At 71.9% G+C, this 17,529-nt stretch carries 15 protein-coding genes; 2 read left to right on the top strand and 13 right to left on the bottom strand.

Annotated features, from left to right (window positions below):
* Window positions 1-374: 374 nt before the first annotated feature.
* Together ACQPY0_RS12010 and ACQPY0_RS12005 are read left to right on the top strand one after the other, a co-directional pair.
* Entirely contained in the window at window positions 375-1,130 is a 756-nt protein-coding gene (locus ACQPY0_RS12010; protein WP_432987932.1) for a 3-ketoacyl-ACP reductase, read from the top strand.
* A gap of 78 nt (window positions 1,131-1,208) precedes the next feature.
* On the top strand, window positions 1,209-3,362 hold the full coding sequence (locus ACQPY0_RS12005) for a transglycosylase domain-containing protein (RefSeq protein WP_432987929.1): 2,154 nt from the start codon (window positions 1,209-1,211) through the stop codon (window positions 3,360-3,362).
* On the opposite strand, the gene ACQPY0_RS12000 is transcribed toward ACQPY0_RS12005, so the two are convergent.
* From ACQPY0_RS12000 to ACQPY0_RS11940, 13 genes are all read right to left on the bottom strand, one after another.
* A complete protein-coding gene (locus ACQPY0_RS12000; RefSeq protein ID WP_432995190.1) occupies window positions 3,325-4,785 on the bottom strand; it encodes an MFS transporter in 1,461 nt (486 codons plus the stop codon). The two genes, ACQPY0_RS12005 and ACQPY0_RS12000, sit on opposite strands and share 38 nt — an antisense overlap.
* A 557-nt stretch (window positions 4,786-5,342) precedes the next feature.
* Window positions 5,343-6,056 carry an ABC transporter permease subunit gene (locus ACQPY0_RS11995; RefSeq protein ID WP_432987926.1) on the bottom strand — a complete coding sequence of 238 codons (714 nt, stop codon included), beginning with the start codon at window positions 6,054-6,056 and terminating at the stop codon, window positions 5,343-5,345.
* A complete protein-coding gene (locus ACQPY0_RS11990) occupies window positions 6,053-6,967 on the bottom strand; it encodes an ABC transporter ATP-binding protein (RefSeq protein WP_432987923.1) in 915 nt (304 codons plus the stop codon). The genes ACQPY0_RS11995 and ACQPY0_RS11990 overlap by 4 nt, the downstream gene beginning before the upstream one ends.
* A 1-nt stretch (window position 6,968) precedes the next feature.
* Window positions 6,969-7,832 carry an ABC transporter permease gene (locus ACQPY0_RS11985; RefSeq protein ID WP_432987921.1) on the bottom strand — a complete coding sequence of 288 codons (864 nt, stop codon included), beginning with the start codon at window positions 7,830-7,832 and terminating at the stop codon, window positions 6,969-6,971.
* Window positions 7,816-8,778, bottom strand: coding sequence for an ABC transporter ATP-binding protein (locus tag ACQPY0_RS11980; RefSeq protein ID WP_432987918.1), 963 nt, complete (start codon window positions 8,776-8,778; stop codon window positions 7,816-7,818). Before ACQPY0_RS11980 ends, ACQPY0_RS11985 begins: the two co-directional genes overlap by 17 nt.
* Window positions 8,779-8,985: 207 nt before the next feature.
* Window positions 8,986-10,383 carry an alkaline phosphatase family protein gene (locus ACQPY0_RS11975; protein WP_432987915.1) on the bottom strand — a complete coding sequence of 466 codons (1,398 nt, stop codon included), beginning with the start codon at window positions 10,381-10,383 and terminating at the stop codon, window positions 8,986-8,988.
* Window positions 10,380-11,537, bottom strand: coding sequence for a metabolite traffic protein EboE (eboE, locus tag ACQPY0_RS11970; RefSeq protein WP_432987912.1), 1,158 nt, complete (start codon window positions 11,535-11,537; stop codon window positions 10,380-10,382). Before eboE ends, ACQPY0_RS11975 begins: the two co-directional genes overlap by 4 nt.
* Window positions 11,537-12,385 (bottom strand): TatD family hydrolase, encoded by an 849-nt coding sequence (locus tag ACQPY0_RS11965; protein ID WP_432987910.1) that lies wholly within the window; start codon window positions 12,383-12,385, stop codon window positions 11,537-11,539. Before ACQPY0_RS11965 ends, eboE begins: the two co-directional genes overlap by 1 nt.
* Before the next feature lie 28 nt (window positions 12,386-12,413).
* Window positions 12,414-13,013 (bottom strand): EboA domain-containing protein, encoded by a 600-nt coding sequence (locus ACQPY0_RS11960; protein WP_432987907.1) that lies wholly within the window; start codon window positions 13,011-13,013, stop codon window positions 12,414-12,416.
* Between the two features lie 11 nt (window positions 13,014-13,024).
* Window positions 13,025-13,864: a sugar phosphate isomerase/epimerase family protein gene (locus tag ACQPY0_RS11955; RefSeq protein ID WP_432987904.1), complete on the bottom strand. Its 840-nt coding sequence runs from the start codon at window positions 13,862-13,864 to the stop codon at window positions 13,025-13,027.
* 168 nt (window positions 13,865-14,032) lie between these two features.
* Window positions 14,033-14,944 (bottom strand): SCO3242 family prenyltransferase, encoded by a 912-nt coding sequence (locus tag ACQPY0_RS11950; RefSeq protein ID WP_432987902.1) that lies wholly within the window; start codon window positions 14,942-14,944, stop codon window positions 14,033-14,035.
* A complete protein-coding gene (locus ACQPY0_RS11945) occupies window positions 14,941-16,077 on the bottom strand; it encodes an inositol-3-phosphate synthase (RefSeq protein ID WP_432987899.1) in 1,137 nt (378 codons plus the stop codon). The genes ACQPY0_RS11950 and ACQPY0_RS11945 overlap by 4 nt, the downstream gene beginning before the upstream one ends.
* A 146-nt stretch (window positions 16,078-16,223) precedes the next feature.
* Window positions 16,224-16,814, bottom strand: a complete 591-nt coding sequence (locus ACQPY0_RS11940) for a YidC/Oxa1 family membrane protein insertase (RefSeq protein WP_432987896.1) — start codon at window positions 16,812-16,814, stop codon at window positions 16,224-16,226.
* Between the last annotated feature and the right edge of the window lie 715 nt (window positions 16,815-17,529).

Below are 17,529 nucleotides of genomic sequence, written 5' to 3'. Positions count from 1 at the left end.
AACGGCGCCCGATGTGGGTCGATCGGCGCGGAGCCAAATCGAGCCAGGCTGGGTGTTGGGGCCGCTCACCATGGACTCAGTTTCCTCGCGCCGGCACCGGAGCGTGCGGCGCCTGGCCCGAGCCGACCATCGCGAAGCCTCACCGAACCACACTCGACGGCGCCTGGCCCGAGCCGACCATCGCGAAGCCTCACCGAACCACACTCGACGGCGCCTGGTCTGGGTCGATCATCGCGAAGCCTCACCGAGCCGGACTGGGCGGCGCCTGGCCTGAGTCGACCATCGCGAAGCGTCGCCGAGCCGGACTGGGCGGCGCCTGGTCTGGGTCGATCATCGCGAAGCGTCATCGAGCCAGACTGGGCGGAGGTGCTGGCGTGAGCGCCGCCCTGGTCACCGGCGCGTCCCGCGGGATCGGGCGGGGCATCGCGCTCGCCCTGGCGCGGGCCGGGTGGGACGTCGTGGTCAACTACGCGAGCAACGCGGCCGCCGCCGAGCAGGTCGCGGCCGAGGTGGAGAAGCTCGGAGCGAAGGCGGCAACCGTCCGGGCTGATGTGGGCGATTCCGCGGACCGCGCCCGGCTCGTGGCGGAGGCGTACGAGGCGTTCGGGGACGTCGAGCTGCTCGTGAACAACGCGGGCGTCGCGCCCTCGGTGCGCGCCGACATCCTGCAGGCCGGGGAGGAGTCGTTCGACCGGCTCGTCGGGATCAACCTCAAGGGGCCGTATTTCCTGACGCAGGCCGTCGCGAATCGGATGATCGCGGCTGGGACCGCCGGGCAGATCGTGACGATCTCGTCGATGAGCGCATACGCGGCGAGCGTGAACCGCGGCGACTACTGCATCACGAAGGCCGGGCTGTCGATGCTGACCAAGCTGTTCGCGGCGCGCCTGGCCGAGCACGGCATCAACGTGTACGAGGTGCGGCCCGGCATCATCGCCACCGACATGACCGGCGGGGTCAAGGAGAAATACGACCGGCTGATCTTCGACGAGGGCGTGACGCCGATCCGGCGCTGGGGCACTCCGGAGGACGTCGGCAAGGCGGTGGTGGCGATCGCGAGCGGGCTGCTGCCGTTCTCCACCGGCCAGGTCATCGACGTGGACGGGGGCTTTCATCTGAAAACCTTGTAGGGCGCCGATTCGGTTGTCACGGCCGCCGGTGTGCTTTTTCACGTGTCGCCGGCGGCCCGACCGGGTAGGGATTAAAGGGTGCGTCTTCGTCCGAATGTTGCCCTGAAGGCCGTCTCCTCGCTGCTGCTGTGCGGATTGTTCGCCGGGGTGGTGGTGGCCGCGGCGGTGTTCCCCGGGCTCGCCTTCTCCGGGCTGGCCGCGAAGTCCGGGGCCGACACCTTCGAGGATCTGCCCACCGACCTCGACGTGCTGCCGTCGCCGCAGATCTCCTACATATACGCCAGCGACGGCAAGACGTTGCTGGCGATGATGTATGACGAGAACCGGCGCGACGTGCCGTTGTCGGATGTGTCGCCGTTCATGGCGCAGGCGATGGTCGCGGCCGAGGACACCCGCTTCTACGAGCACCGCGGCGTCGACCTCAAGGGCGTGGCCCGCGCGTTCGTCAACAACCAGGAGGGCGGGGACCAGCAGGGCGCCTCGACGCTCACGATGCAGTACGTGCGGCAGGTGACCTCCTACTCGGCCCGCACGCCGCAGGAGGTCGTCGACGCGACCGCCAAGACGCCGGCGCGGAAGCTGCGCGAGATGAAGCTTGCGATGGCGATCGAGAAGAAGCTCACCAAGCAGCAGATCCTGGAGCGGTATCTCAACATCTCCTCGTTCGGTCACGGCGCCTTCGGCATCTACGCGGCCGCGCACGTCTACTTCGGCAAGGACCCCAAGGACCTCACGCTCGGCGAGTCGGCGCTCATCGCCGGTCTGGTGAAGGCGCCCTCGACGAACGACCCGGCGACCGCGGACGGGCTGCCGCGGGCGGTCGCGCGCGAGGGGTACGTGCTGGACCAGATGGTGACGATGAAGTACATCACCCCCCAGCAGCGCGACGAGGCCAAGGCCGCCAAGCTGAGCGTCGTCGGCCAGCGCACCCCGGAGGGCTGCGAGAACATCCAGCGCCCGGATCTCGGGGCCGGTTTCCTCTGCGACTACCTGCGCCGCTGGTGGCTGGAGCAGCCGGCGTTCGGCGCCGACTCCTACGAGCGGGAGAACCGGCTGCACTCCGGCGGGTACACCATCATCAGCTCGCTCAACGTGCAGGCGCAGGCCGCCGCGTTCAAGTACGCGAAGGACCAGCCAGACGTCGGGGGCGCGAAGATCGGCATGGGCGACCCGGAGGCGGTGATGGTCGCCGCGGTCGAGCCGGGGACCGGGCGGGTGCAGGCGCTGGCCACCAACCGCAACTTCAGCAACGACCAGACCCACAACGGCCCGAGCACCAACTCGGGCAAGAAGGGGCAGAAGGGCAACTACCCCAACACCACGGTGCCGTTCATCACCGGCGGGCCTGAGGTGCCCGGCTACCAGGCCGGATCCACGTTCAAGATCTTCACGGCGGTCGCGGCGATGGAGTCGGGGCTCGCGCTGTCGCACACCGAGGACGTGCAGGCGCAGTTCGTCTCCAACTACCCGATCGACGCGAACAGCCCGGCGGCCTGCAACGGCCCGCACTACTGCCCGAAGAACTCCGAGGGCGACCCGACCGGCACGTTCAACATGTGGCAGAGCTTCGGCATGTCCCTGAACACGTACTTCGTGCCGCTGGAGCAGCGCGTCGGCGCCGACCACGTGGTCGACGTGGCCAAGCGGCTCGGCATCCAGTTCCGCGCCCCCAGCGACGCGAGCTTCGCCAAGGACGCCAAGGAGTGGGGCGCGTTCACGCTCGGCGTGTCGGACACCACGCCGCTGGACCTCGCGGGCGCTTACGCGACGCTCGCCGCCGACGGCAAGTACTGCGCGCCGACGCCGATCACCGAGATCCGCGACGCCGGCGGCAACAAGATCGACGCCGGGCAGCCGCAGTGCAAGCAGGTCGTCGACCCCGACATCGCCCGGGCCGCCGTGGACATGGCCCGGTGCCCGGTGGGCGACCAGTCCGCGTTCGGCGCCTGCCCCACCAGCGGCACCGCGATGGGCACCCGGGGCGACGTCGGCCGGCCGGTCGCGGGCAAGACGGGCACCACGGACAGCGGCAAGAGCGCGACGTTCGTGGCGATGACCCCGCAGCTCGCCGTGGCCGGCATCCTCACGGACCCGGACGACCCGCGGACGAACCGGAACATGTCACACCCGGTCATCAACAACGCGGTGACGTACACGCTGAAGGGCGCCCTCGCCGGGATGCCGGTGGTGCAGTTCAACCCGCCGAGTCACCAGCAGGCGTTCGGGAACTGACCGCGGCCGGTTCGCCGGCCGCCCTGGCCCGCAGCAGCTCGTGCACCTCGTCGATGTCCCGCGGCGAGGTGCGCGAGGCCAGCCAGTACATGATCCCGGTCGGGATGAAGAACACCTGGAACGCGGCGAGCCCGATCGCCAGGTTGGCCGGGGGCGGGAAGCTTCGGGCCAGGGCGGCGAAGACCGCGCCGACGAGCCCGTTGCCGGCGGCGCGGCCGACGCCGTTGACGAGGTTGCCCATGGAGTACACCGTGCCGCGGTGCTCGGGCGGGTTGACGTCGGCGATGAGCGCGAACCAGTTCGGCGAGTTCGCCGAGGTGAGCGCGAGCGCCAGCAGTGCCAGCGCGAACGCCCCGGCCAGGCTCGGCGAGGTGAACAGCGAGCCCAGGACCAGCTCCAGCGCCGGGCGGCCGTCCGGCTCCGGCAGGCTCAGCGGGGCGAAGAACAGCAGGACGTACAGCGGGACGCCGGCGAGAATCCCGATCGCCGCCACCTTGGCCCGCCCGCCCCCGTCGCGGCGCTGCCAGCGGTCGCCGATCAGCCCGCCGACGATCGAGAGCACCCCGCCGAGCTGGAACAGCGTGGCGAGCAGCCCGCCGATCGCGATCGCGGTCCGCTCGTCGTAGCCCTGCTCCTCGGCCCGGGCCTGGAACAGCCGCGGCAGCCAGACCAGCGACCCGAACGCGGCCTGCGCCGTGAGCCCCTGCATGACCAGCCAGACGTTGGTGCGCCGGGCCGCGATGCGTGGCAGGTCGTCGCGGGAGATCCGGTGCTCGTACTCCTCCCCCGCCGCGAACACCGCCGCCAGGTCGGGCTCGCTCTGGCCGCGGCGGATGTCGGCGGTGGTGAAGTACGCGACCCCGGCCACGACGCCGAGCGCGGCGAGCACGTAGAAGGGCGTGCGCCAGTCCTCGCCGCCGAGCTGGCTGGCGACCAGCACGCCGGCGAGCGTGCCGACGCCCTGCGACAGGCCCCACAGGCTCATCACCAGGCCCCGCCGCCTCGGCGAGATCAGGTCGCTGACCACGGAGAAGCCGACCGACCCGACGGCCCCGAGCCCGACGGCGGCGAGCAACTGGGCGGCGAGGAAGCCCCAGTAGCCGGTCGCGAACACCGTGAGGCCGGTGCCGGCGGCCCAGATCAGGGTGCCGACCATGAGCACGGGCTTGCGGTCGGTGCGGTCGCCCGCATACGCCCACAGCACCGCGGCCACGGCCGTGACCAGGTAGCTGATGGCGGTGACGACACCGAGGGCGCCCTCCCCGACGCCGAGGGCCCGGCTGATCGGCGAGTAGAGGGGCGGGACGAGCCCGATGGCTACGTTGTCGAGCGAGGCCAGAATGATGAAGACGACCACGCTGTACACCCGATGCACGCTGCCCACCCAATCACCGCCGCCCCCACTTTGGCCAGCGCAGGTGATCGGTTGTTGATCAAGTGCCCGGCAATCGGCCCCCTGCCCGCGCCCGCCTGCCACCACGCGCTCGCCTCGGCGGGTCCAAGCGCCAAGGAGGCCGAACACGATCTTGGCCGCCTGCCGGTCGCCCCCGAAGCGCCTGCGCCCGTCCGCCCGTGCCCGCCGTCCGTCCGCCGCCGTCCGCCGCCCCGCGTCCGCAGCGCGGCAGTTCAAGCACCAACGCGGCGCCGCGGTCTCGATTCCCCCTGTCGATCAACTTAGCCGATTTATCAGTATTTGACTGATAAAAAGTCCGAAGCCCGCGTGATTCGGGTTTATGACCCGACAGGCGAAGAATTCGATATGTCGGGTGGCTCGACCGTGAACTCCCCGACATATCGGGGTCGCCGGACTCCCCTGGGCAAAGCGGGCACTGGCGACGGACAGGGTGCGCAGGCGCTGGATGGCGTACGCCGTGGAGGCGATCGTGAACACGTCCGGCATTTCGGGGGAATCGCCGGACTGCCCTGGGCAAAGCGGGCGCCGGCGACGGGCCAGGGGGAAGTCCGTCGCCGGCGTGCTTGTCAGCCGGTCTCGCCGGCGACGGACAGGGTGCGCAGGCGCTGGATGGCGTACGCCGTGGAGGCGATCGTGAACACGCCCGCCATGACGCAGCTCAGGGGGACCGCCACGTTGCCGTGCAGCAGGTCGGTCGGGGCCAGCCAGTCGACGATCGCCTGCACGTACTGCTGCACCGACAGCTTCTGCGTGCCCGACAGGATGTTGCCAAGCACGCCCTCCCAGAGCACCACGTACGCCAGGCCGACGAGCACCGGGCGGCGGGTCAGCACGCTCATCATGAGGAACAGGCTGCAGTATGCCAGGGAGCCGATCACCGCGCCCACGAACAGCGCGAAGGCCAGGGCCGCCTCGCCGGCGATGAGGCCGACGATGAACAGTGGCACGCCGGCGAAGAGGGCGGTGATGCCGGTGGCCACGATGAGCTTGGTGAAGATGATCTCGGAGCGGGGCAGGGGCTTGGCGAGGATGTGCGTGATGGTGCCGTCGTCGATCTCGGAGCCCAGGACGCCGGTGCCGATGATGAGGGCGATCACGGGCAGTACCGCCGAGAAACCGAGCCCGCCGATGACGCCCTCGCCCCATTCTGCCGGCGCCGGCCCGAAGGCGCGGACCAGCAGCGTGAGGCCGATCAGGACGAGCGGCAGCGGCACCAGGAGCCAGATCCGGCGGCGGCCGAGCAGGCCGCGGGTCGTGATCATCGCGACTGTGGCGTTCATCGGGCACCCACCAGGTAGGAGAAGACGCTTTCCAGGGACTCGTCGGCCGGGATGAGCCGCCGCACGCGGACGCCTTCCTTGAGCGCGATGCGCGGCAGGGCGCGGGTGAACGTGCCGTAGTCGGACGCGCGTACCTGCAGGCCGGTGGCGTCGATGTCGACGCCGGCGACCGAGTCCTGGGCCATGAGGGCGACCGCGAGGCGGCGGTCGTCGCTGGAGCGGATCGTGAACACGTGCGGGCGGTTGGTCATGAGCCGCCGGATGGTGCGGAACTCGCCGGAGGCGGCCAGGCGGCCCGCGACCATCACCTGCACGGTGCCGGAGACCTGCTCGACCTCCTCCAGGATGTGGGAGGAGAACAGCACGGTCCGGCCGTCGTCGCCCATCTTGTGCAGCAGGTCCATCATGTGGAAGCGCTGCCGCGGGTCCATGCCGTTGAAGGGCTCGTCGAGCAGCAGGACGCTGGGCTCGTGGACCAGGGCGGCGGCGACGCGGATGCGCTGGCGCATGCCCTTGGAGTACGTCTCGATCCGCCGGTCCTGGGCCGGCTCCATCTCCACCAGGGCGAGCGCCCGGCGGGCCGCCTCCTCGGGATCGGGCAGCCGGAACAGTTTCGCGCTGGCGAGCACGAACTCCTTGCCGGTGAGGAACCCGTGCACCGACTCACGCTCGGAGACCAGGCCCAGGGTGCGGTACACGTCCGGGTTGCGCCAGGTCGGGGCGCCGTCCACGGTGAGCGTGCCGCGCGACGGCGCGAGGAACCCCGACATCATGTGCAGCAGGGTGGTCTTGCCGGCACCGTTGGGGCCCAGCAGGCCGGTGACGCCCGGCCCGAGGGTCATGGTGACGTCGTTGACGGCCACCACGTTGCCGTACCACCGCGAGACGTGCTGCAGGTCGACGGTGCTCATCTCAGGCGGCCACCTTCCGGTAACGCAGGATCAGGAGTCCGACTGAGCCGCCGAGCAGCACCAGCGCCCCGAGCCCGTAGGCGGGGCCCCAGTCGCCGATGGGCAGCCTCGTCGCCTCGGGGCCGAAGATCCACTGCTGCAGGCCGAGCATCAGCGTCATCGGGTTGGCCAGGAACGACAGGTGCTGCAGGGTGTCGTTGCCGAGGAACGACAGGATCGCCACGATCGGCGAGCTGATGAGGAAGACGCCGACGATGAACGCGGCGGCGAACGCGCGCCGGCTGCTCAGCGAGGCGATGAGCAGCGAGACGCCGGCCAGGATGAGGGCGCGGATTCCGGCTCCGGCCAGGCCCGGTCCCAGGTCGCCGAGCTCCAGCCAGGCGCCCTTGAACCCGTCGGTGCGGGTGAACACCGCGCCGAGGTAGATCAGCAGCTGCGGCACGCCGAGCAGCAGCACCACCGCGGTGACGAGGGCCGCGTACTTCGCCAGCGCGTAGTCCGTGCGGGACAGGGGCCGGGAGAAGTACAGCGGGAGTGTGCGGTCGCGCAGGTCCCGCGAGACGAGCTCGGGGGCGACGATCGCCAGGAACAGCATCACCGGGTAGCTCAGGCCGTCGGCGTAGGCGCGGTAGGACATCAGGGTCTGGCCGGAGATCGAGCGGTACGCGATGACGACCACGGCGACGAGCAGCACGATGCCGATGATCAGCCACGGGAAGATCTTGGCCTTGGCCCCGCGGCCGATGCCGAACGCGGCCCGGACGCTGTGCTCGTAGAGGGAGCGGTTCGCATACCACCGGCCGAGGCGGGCTCCCGTGTACCGCTGATAGCCGATGTCGTGGATGACACTAGTCTGCGGCGCCACGGCCGGCCTCCTGAACAGCGCTGACCGCGGGTGCGGTGACGGTGTGGGTCTGGAACAGCTCGGCCACCCGGTGGCGGCGCTGGTCGAGCCGGTGCAGCGGCAGGTCGAGCTCGGCGACGGCGACCAGGATGCGGTCGTACACGTCCTCGCCGTCCAGCGGCACGTTGAGCGCGGCCCCGTCGCGGCTGGCCGGGATGCCCAGCTCCGCGAGGCGGGCGGTGAGCTGGTCGACGCCGTCGCTGACCTCGACGGTGAGCACGTCCCGGCTGGTCGTCATGTCCTCGACGCTCGCCGAGCGCAGCAGCCGCCCGCCGTCGATGGCGATGATCGAGTCGCAGATGCGCTCGACCTCGCCGAGCAGGTGGGAGCACACGACGATGGAGATGCCGAACTCGGTGCCGATGCGGTGCACCAGCTCCAGCATGGCGTCGCGGCCGGCCGGGTCCAGGCCGTTGGTCGGCTCGTCCAGCAGCAGCAGGTCCGGGTCGTGCGCGAGGGCCTGGGCCAGCTTGACGCGCTGCTTCATGCCGGTCGAGTAGCCGCCGATCTGGCGGTAGCGCTCCTCGTAGAGCCCGACGTGGCGCAGCGCCTCGGAGGCGCGCTCGCGGGCGGCCGTGGCGGGCAGGCCGCTCATGCGCGCGAGGTGGGTCACGAACTCGGCCGCGGAGACCTCGCCCGGCAGGCAGTCGTGCTCCGGCATGTAGCCGACGCGGGCCCGCACGTCCTCGGCCTGCGTGGTCGGGTCGAGCCCCAGGACGCGCAGCTCGCCGGACGAGGGCCCCAGGAGCCCCAGCATGATCTTGATGAAGGTGGACTTCCCGGCGCCGTTGGCCCCGACCAGACCGATGATCCCCGGCTGGACGGCCAGGGTCAGGTCCGACAGGGCGATGACGCCGCTCCCACCCCCGTAGCGCTTCGTCAGCGCACGCGTCTCGATGAGTGTCACGCCGCCGAGACTACGGAACGTGTACGGCCCCGACCATCCGGAACGCACCTGAAAGCCGTTCCTTAGGGGTTCTACCTGTGATGATTCTCAGGTTCGGCATCCATTCAGGTCAGGGTCGAACGCGCCGGGTGAGGGGTATGCGGGCGAGCGCGACCTGGCGGTCCGGGGGGTGGCGGTCGCGGGCCGCGGACGCCGAGACGCACCGGATCAGGTCCGCGCATCACCTGCCGCGGGATGCAGGCCGGCCAGCCTCAGCAGCAGCTGCTTGACCTCGGTCGCCTTGACGGGGCCGGTCCGCAGGTCCGGGTCGCCGCACAGCCAGACCGGGCCGTCGCCGGGGTCGGCGGGAAGCAGCCCGTGCGAGCCCTTCACCGCGCGGGCGCCCGCGTCGAGGCCGACCGCGCTCATGAGGTACCGCATCCCGAGCTTCTTGCGCAGCAGCGCGAGCCCGGCCCGGGCCTTCGCCGCGCCCGGCCCGGCGGGGTCGAAGAACAGCTCCGCGGGGTCGTATCCGGGCTTGCGGTGGATCTCGACGAGCCGCGCGAAGTCGGGCGCGCGGGCGTCGTCGAGCCAGTAGTAGTACGTGAACCAGGCGTCGGGCTCGGCAAGCAGGACGAGCTCGCCGGAGCGCTCGTGATCCAGGCCGGCGTGCCGCTTGCCCTCGGCGTCGAGCACCTCGCCGACGCCGTCCAGGCCGGAGCACAGCTTGCGTACCGTGGAAACGTCCTGCGCATCGCGCACGTACACGTGCGCGACCTGGTGGTCGGCGACGCAGAACGCGCGGGACGTCCACGGGTCGAGGTACTCCATCCCGTCCTGGGTGTAGACGTTGAGCAGCCCCTCGGCGCGCAGCATCCGGTTGACGTCCACGGGCCGCGACACGTCCGTGATGCCGTACTCCGACAGCACGACCGTCGTGGCCCCGCGCGCCTCGGCGGCGTCCAGCAGCGGCCCGAGGACGGTGTCGAGCTCCGCCGCGGCCCGCGCCGCGCGGGGGTCGGACGGGCCGTAGCGCTGCAGGTCGTAGTCGAGGTGCGGCAGGTACACGAGGGTCAGGTCGGGCCGCTTGTCGGCCAGGATCCGCTCGGCGGCCCTGGCGATCCAGGCCGAGGAGGGCAGGCCGGCGCCCGGGCCCCAGTAGGTGAACAGCGGGAACGGGCCGAGCGCGTCCTGCAACTCGTCGTGCAGCGCGGGCGGGAAGGTGTAGCAGTCCGGCTCCTTGCGCCCGTCGGCGTAGTAGATAGGGCGCGGGGTGACGGTCCAGTCGACGTCGGCGCCCATCGCGTACCACCAGCAGACGTTGGCGACGGTGTAGCCGGGCTCGACGCGCCGGGCGGCGTGCCAGAGCTTGTCACCCTGGACGAGCGCGTTGTGCTGGCGCCAGAGGAACACCTCGCCGAGGTCGCGGAAGTACCACCCGTTGCCCACGATCCCGTGCCCGGCGGGCGGCTCGCCGGTGAGGAACGTCGACTGCACCGGGCAGGTGACGGCCGGCAGCACGGGCTCGAGCGGGACGGCGGGGCCGAGGCGGGCGAGGTTCGGCATGTGCGGCAGCAGCCGCGGCGTCAGCCCGACGACGTCGAGCACGACAAGGGGACGGCTCATGGGGTGCGCTCCAGGGATTTGAGGCCGAGATCCTGCAGGGTGTCGCGCGCGAACGCGAGCTCGGCGGCCATGCCGTGGGCGAGGGCGAGCGGGCCCTCGGGGCGGCGGCCGGGTGGCAGGACGCTCCAGGTGTACGTCTCCACCTCGAGGTGGTCGCAGGCCGCGATCGGGCCACCGACCAGGGCGCCCAGGCCGGCCCGCAGCACGCCGGTCGTGGCCCGCAGCGGCGGCTCCGGCTCGGCGTGCAGCGGCACGTGGTAGTGCACCCGCCACGGGCCGTCCGCCCCGGCCCGCAGGGCCTCGTCCAGGTCGTCGTAGGACTCGCGGCAGCCCTGGGTCCGGGTCTGGTGCAGGAAACGCGGCTCGGCGTAGCGGGCCAGCACGTCGCGGGCCCCGGCCGGGTCGGGGACCTCCAGCGCGGCCGAGACCTGGACCTTCACCACCGGCAGACCGGCGCGGGCCAGGCGCTGCACAGCGGTGACCGGGTCCTCCCAGGCGCACGCCAGGTGCGCCAGGTCGACGCAGACGCCCAGGAAACGGCGGTCGACCCGGTCCAGGTGCACGGCGGCCTGCAAGGTGTTCTCGATGACGCAGCCGGGCTCGGGCTCGAAGGCGACGCGGATCGTGCGGCCGGACCGGGCCGCCACCGCCGCGAGGCCCTCGGCCAGGGCGTCCAGGGTCCGGCCGACCCGGGCCACCTGCGGAGCGTCCCACGGGTTGCGCCAGCCCAGCGGCAGTGTCGAGATCGAGCCGCGGGCGGCGTCGTCCGGGAGCAGGTCGACCAGGATCCCGGCCAGGTCGAGGGTGTACCGCAGGCGCCGGGGATCGGCCCAGTCCGGGCTGTACACGGCGCGCTTGACGATCGGGGCGTGGAACTCGCGGTACGGGAAGCCGTTGAGGGTCACCACCTCCAGGCCGCGGGCGTCGAGCTCGCGGCGCAGTCGCCGGCGGCCGGCCACGTCGGCGGCGAGCTCGGCCGCGACGCCCGAGCTCAGCCACAGGCCGAGGCCGAGCACGCCGGTGCCGAGCCGTTCGCGCATCGGCGTGGCGTAGGTGTCCAGCTGCTCGACGATGCCGCGCAGGTCCTCGGCGGGGTGGACGTTGGTGCCGTACGCAAGGTGCACGATCTGGCCGTCGCGATGCCGCAATCGCATCAGTCACCCCCGCGCCGGATCGAGTTGCCCGCGTACGCCTCGTCCCGCTCCACCGCGGACAGCTCCAGCCGGCCGGACTGGCCGTAGAACTCGACCGGGTTGCGCCACAGCACGCGGTCCACGGTGTCCTCGTCGAAGCCGGCGGCCAGCATCGCCTCGCCCGTACGCCGGGTGAGCAGCGGATCCGAGCGGCCCCAGTCGGCGGCGGAGTTGACGAGCACGCGCTGCGGGCCGTACTCGCGCAGGATGTGCACCATCCGCTCCGCCGACATCTTCGTGTCGGGGTAGATGGAGAAGCCCATCCAGCAGCCGCTTTCGGCGACCTGGGCGACGGTGACCTCGTTGAGGTGGTCGACGGCGACCCGGCCCGGGTCGATGCCGGACTCGCGCACGACCGCGAGCGTCCGCTCAGTGCCCCGCGCCTTGTCCCGGTGCGGGGTGTGCACGAGCGCGGGCAGCTCGTGCTCGACGGCGAGGGCGAGCTGCGCGGCGAACACCTCGTCCTCCTCCGGGGTCATCGAGTCGTAGCCGATCTCGCCGACCGCGACGACGCCGTCCTTGTCCAGGTATCGCGGCAGGACGTCCAGGACCTCGCGGCAGCGCGGGTCGTTGGCCTCCTTCGGGTTGAGCGCGATCGTCGCGTGGTGGCGGATGCCGAACTGGCTCGCGCGGAACGGCTCCCAGCCGACGAGGGCGTCGAAGTAGTCGACGAACGACCCGGCGCTGGTGCGCGGCTGGCCGAGCCAGAACGCGGGCTCGACGAGCGCCCGCACTCCCGCGGCGGCCATCCGCTCGTAGTCGTCGGTGGTCCTCGACGTCATGTGGATGTGGGGGTCGAAGATGCGCATGAGGGCCCCTCTGGCAGGAGTGGGTGGGTCAGCGGGCGCTTGAACGGATACGCTGCAGCAGCTCGGTCGCGTCGGCGGCCAGCGCCCGCCCGGCGGCCCGGCGCTCCTCAGCGAGCCCGGCGAGCATTTCCGCCAGCTCCCCGTCGGCGCGCTCGTCGAGATCGGCGACGCCGGCCAGCGGCAGCTGCATGAACACCGCCTTGAGCACCCCGTGCCGCCACGCGGGCTGGTCGAGGTGCCGGGCGGCGGGGCCGAGCGCGGCGGCGACGAGCCGGGTGTCGTTGGTGCGCAGCGCGTCGTGCAGGATCGGCTCGGCGACCTCCCGCGGCAGGTCCAGCCACGGCAGCGCCCGCAGCACAGCCCGTTTCTCGGCGGCGTCGCCGTAGCGGTACAGCATCGGGATCTCGGTCTTGACCGGCAGCCGGGTCAGCAGCAGCACCCGGGCGGCGTCGTCGCTGCTCCAGCCGGGCGGCTGCGTGAGCATCCAGCGCCCGCAGCGCCGCCCGGCGGCCGGGAACAGCCGGGCGATGGCGGCGGGCTGGCGGGCCACGGTCGCAAGCGCCGTGTCGAGCCAGACCGGGTCGGTCAGCTCGGCCCGCAGCCCCTCGGCGACCGTCTCGATCCTCATCGTTGGGGTCCTCACGACACCGCCTCCTTCTCGCGCAGGAAGGCCAGGGACTCGCGGGCGACGGCCGGGGCGGCGTGACTGTGCCGCGGCAGCTCGACCGCGACCAGGCCGCCGTAGCCGATCTCGGCCAGCGCGCGCAGCACCGGCGGGAAGTCGACCTCCCCCTGGCCGAACTCGAGGTGCTCGTGCACGCCGCGGCGCATGTCGTCGATCTGCACGTTGACCAGCGACCCGGCGGCGCGGCGCACGCACTCGTCGGCCGGGACCGGCTCCAGGCAGCGACAGTGCCCGATGTCCAGCGTCAGCCCGAAGTGCAGGGGCGCGCCGAGGTCCGCGCGCAGCCGCTCCCAGTCGGCCATCGACTCGACTAGCATGCCCGGCTCCGGCTCGAAGCCCAGCATCATCTCCGCCCCCTCGGCCGCGGCGAGCACCTCGGCGCAGCCGCCGACGAGCCGCCGCCACGCCTCGGCCCGGTCCAGCCCGTGCGGGGGCACACCGGCCCAGAAGCTGACCGCCTCCGCGCCGAGGTCGGCCCCGATGCGAACCGCGCGCCGCAGGAACTCGATCCGCGGCCCGGGCTGGTCGTCCTGCAGCGTTGGGGCATGCTTGTGCCATCTGTCGAGCAGGTATCGAGCCCCCGTCTCGATCACCACCCCGAGGCCGTGGGCCTGCAGCCGGCGGGACACGTGTTGCACCTGGCGCGCGAGGTTGCCGTCGAACGGGTCGAGATGATGGTGGTCGAGGGTGAGCGCGACCCCGTCGTACCCGAGCCCGGCGATGACGTCGATCGCGTCGTCGAGCCGATGGTTGCTGAAGCCGTTGGTGCCGTAGCCGAACCGCAGCCCGCTCACGCCGGCACCTCCGCAAGCTCCGGCGCCGGCGCGAGGAAACTGAGCCTATGGTGAACGGCCCCTCCGCTGCGCTCCGGACCGCTCACGCCGGCACCTCCGCAAGCTCCGGCGCCGGCGCGAGGAAACTGAGCCTATGGTGAACGGCCCCTCCGCTGCGCTCCGGACCGCTCACGTCGGCGACACCTTCCGCGACAGGCGCCGCGCGACGGGCGCGGCCGCCGCGACGGCCAGGCCGGTCAGCGGGGCCCCGGCCCGGGCGGTCAGCGCGCCCTGCAGGACGGGAAGGTTGAGGATGCCGGCCCCGACCGCGCCGCGGATGTGCGCCGCGTCCGGATCCCGCACCGCCTCCACCTGCGGACGCCCGAATCGGACCGCGTACCAGGCCGCGAGCGCGGTCGCCACCGGCCGCCCGAACACGGCCGCCGGCTTCGGGCTCCCGGCCTCCGCCCTCGCGGCCACCGCGACGGCCGCCGTTGCGGCCAGGGTAGCTTTGGGCAGCTCGGGTGCTGCGCCGTCCACCTCGGCCCCGGACAGGGCGGTCACCGCGTAGGTGTGGGCGAACACGGTCGCCGCCGGCCAGAGCGCCTGCCGCAGCCGCCCGTCCGTCGCGCCCAGCAGGACGTTGAGGCCGCGGCAGGTCGCCATCACGGCCGGATACTTCAGGCGCAGGTCGTAGGCCCAGATCGCCCCGGCCAAGGGGACCGCGACCGCCAGGGCCCGCCGGCCGCCGGTGAGGCCCGCCGCGAGCACGCCCGCGGCGGTGAGGCCCGTGGCGACGCCCAGTGCCGTCGCCGGTGTCACGCGGCCGGACGGGATCGGGCGGCCGGGGCGTTCCTTGGCGTCGATTTCGCGGTCGGACCAGTCGTTGGCGGCCATGCCGGCCCAGTACAGCAGGACGCTCGCCCCGGCCAGGCCCGCCGTGCGCGGACCCAGCCGCCGCGCGGCCGCCGCGCCGGCGATGACGTCACCGGGGACCGAGAGCGCGGCCGGGGCGCGGACCAGTTCGGCCAGATCGCGCCAGGTCCCGCTCCGGCGAAGGCCGCCGGTTCGCCACGGTTCGGTCAGCTTTCGCCGCTTCATCGCAGGCTCTGCACGAAGGTGACGAGCGCCTCGAACTGCTCGGCCAGGCCGTGCGGGGGCGCGGTGCCGAGCGGGTCCTTGAAGAAGAAGGCGAGTTCCGGCAGCGGGCCGCAGAGTCCGTTACGGTGGGCGGCGGCGGTGATGCGGGCCAGGTCCAGGACCAGCGGCGCGGCGAGGGCGGAGTCGCAGCCGTGCCAGGTGAACTCCATGCGCATCGGGGTGCCCAGGAAGCCGGCGAAGGTGACCAGGTCCCAGGCGGTCTTGAAGTCGCCGATGTCGGGGACGTACTCGATGCGGGTGTGCCCGTCGGGGACGTAGCCCAGGGTCTCGCCCAGGACCCGCTGCTTGCTGGCCGACTTGGCGGCGTTGGCGGCCGGCTCCGACAGCGTGGCGCCGTCGCCGCCGCCGAGGAGGTTGATGCCCGACCAGGAGCGCACATCCAGCCGGCGCATGGCGAACATCGGGGCCAGCACGGACTTGAGCAGCGTCTCGCCGGTCTTGCCGTCGTGGCCCGCGTACGGGACGTTCTGGCGCGACGCGAGCTCGTGCAGTGCCGGGAGGCGGGTGCCGGTGGACGGGGTGAAGTCCACGTACGGGCAGCCCGCGCTCAGGGCGGCGTAGGCGGTCAGGGCGCTTGCCGGAAGTACGACATCCGGGGTTGCCAATGCCTGACGGAGACTCTCCAGGCTCTCGTGCGCCGGGTGTCTCGCGGCGGCGGGCTCGGTCGAGGCCACGTTGACCACGACGACCCGCTCCAGGTCGTGCCGCTCGCGGAAGGAGGCGATGTCGGCGGCGATCGCCTCCGCGGTGTCACGCTGGGTGTCCGCTCGCGGTAACGGTCGTACCTCCTCCTCCACTGTAGACAGTTCACTGTGGAGCGCGGCGACCAGTGGCGTGGGCACGACACCGGCTGCGGCGAGGGCCTCGGCCCGTTTCAGCAGTCCGGTGTCGGCCACGTCGTGACCACCGAACACCAGGTCAGCGAAGCCGGGCAGGGCCCCGCTGCGCAACCGCGGATGCTCGCAGACGCAACCGGCCGGTTCGGCGAGTCCGGCCTTCAGCGCCGCAGCGCCGACGATGCTGGTGACGGCGACGGAACCGCGCGCGCCTACCAGCCACACACCCGTACGCACGGGCTCCTCCTAGCGGGTGAGGAACTGTGGAGCTGAGGCGACATCGCCGACTGTCGCTGGGTACGAAGCCTAGATCCCCCTCCACCCTTTCCGCCAGTACCAACCGAACTTTCGTTGAAATCAAGGGAAGTTTGCGGCTATGTGAACTAAAGTCGAGGCAGGAACACCCATCGCTCGACGGCCGTCCACACCCCGGTCGTGACCAGGTAAATGCCGGCCGCGAGCGGCACGAGCGGCGCGAACACCACCGTCCCGAAGGTCGCCACACGCACGAGCCGCGGCGCGTCGGCGGGCAGCCGGCGCAGGTTCCACACCGCGACCGCCACCAGCAGCGCGACGATGATCCACCCGGCCAGCAGCGCCGGGTGCGCGATGAGCCGCAGGGTCAGGTCGGCGCCGAGCAGCGTATGGTCGTGCATGCCGCCGTTGGTGAACTCGCGATACAGCAGCCAGACGAACGGCGCCTGCGCGAGCACCGGTACCAGCCCGGCGAACGGCCCCGACCCGGCCGCGCGCAGCACGGCCGTCGTCTCCTGGGCGAGCACCACGGGCTCGTGCCCGTGCCGCTGCCGAAGCTCGGCGATCCGGGGCGCCAACCGCGCACGGACGCGCTGGGCGTGGTACGACCGCATACTCAACGGCAGCAGCAACGCCCGCAGCACGAGGGTGGCGACAACAATGGCGGCCGGCACCGATCCCAGCAACCCGGCCAGCCCCAGCAAAACATGATGAACCACGATTCCGACCCTTCACTGGTCGCAACGTCAACGTTTCTCGATCTCGACAGCCGCCACCGACCCGGCCGCGCGATGCGGTGCCCGGGTGCGATGACCTGGTTGATGCGCGTTCCTTGTGGATCTGTGCTGAACGCCGCTCGTCAGCCCGGCGGTGCGGTGGGTGAGCCCTTGGGTCGGGGAAGGCCGGGGGTCCCGGCGGTTGTTCCGGGTCGCGTCGGGACTTCGACCGCCGCGCTACGGACATCCAGGCATCCCGGCGTCGTGTTACCCGCACTGCGGAGTCCGGCATTGCGGAATCAGGCACGACGGAGCCCGGCACCACGGAACCCGGGACTGCGGAGAACCCAGCACCGTGGGATCCAGCACCGCGAAGTCGGCACGAGGACCCCGGCGCTGCCGGACCCGGTGTTGAAGATTCCGTCGCTACGGGGGCTTCAGCGTTATGGGTGTTTCAGCGCTGTGGCATCCCCGTCGCAAAGGCGCTTCGCGGCGGATTTTGGCCTGGGGTGCAATTCCGCGGCCGGCCACATCGCCTCATCGGGCATTGCCTGGAACCGGCCGGCCGCGCTGGGCAATGGCGATCCGCATGGCGGCCGACCCATTGCTCACACAGCGAGGCGATTCCAGTTTCAGCCCGGCAACCCGACCGCCGTGCCCACCCGTCACCGGAAGCCGGCCCGCTCTGCTCAGCCGACCAACCCATGAGCGGGCGGCC

Source organism: Dactylosporangium sp. CA-233914 (assembly GCF_050942935.1).
In the GTDB taxonomy this organism is placed as follows: domain Bacteria; phylum Actinomycetota; class Actinomycetes; order Mycobacteriales; family Micromonosporaceae; genus Dactylosporangium.
Note: the sequence above shows the minus strand (reverse complement) of the source record. Positions and strands in the feature narration are given on the sequence as shown.

Excerpts from the sequence above, each read along its gene's own strand:
- ACQPY0_RS11995 (WP_432987926.1), bottom strand. The coding sequence starts at position 6,056 with ATGAACGCCACAGTCGCGATGATCACGACCCGCGGCCTGCTCGGCCGC.
- ACQPY0_RS11990 (WP_432987923.1), bottom strand. The coding sequence starts at position 6,967 with ATGAGCACCGTCGACCTGCAGCACGTCTCGCGGTGGTACGGCAACGTG.
- ACQPY0_RS11975 (WP_432987915.1), bottom strand. The coding sequence starts at position 10,383 with ATGAGCCGTCCCCTTGTCGTGCTCGACGTCGTCGGGCTGACGCCGCGG.
- eboE (WP_432987912.1), bottom strand. The coding sequence starts at position 11,537 with ATGCGATTGCGGCATCGCGACGGCCAGATCGTGCACCTTGCGTACGGC.
- ACQPY0_RS11965 (WP_432987910.1), bottom strand. The coding sequence starts at position 12,385 with ATGCGCATCTTCGACCCCCACATCCACATGACGTCGAGGACCACCGAC.
- ACQPY0_RS11960 (WP_432987907.1), bottom strand. The coding sequence starts at position 13,013 with ATGAGGATCGAGACGGTCGCCGAGGGGCTGCGGGCCGAGCTGACCGAC.
- ACQPY0_RS11950 (WP_432987902.1), bottom strand. The coding sequence starts at position 14,944 with ATGAAGCGGCGAAAGCTGACCGAACCGTGGCGAACCGGCGGCCTTCGC.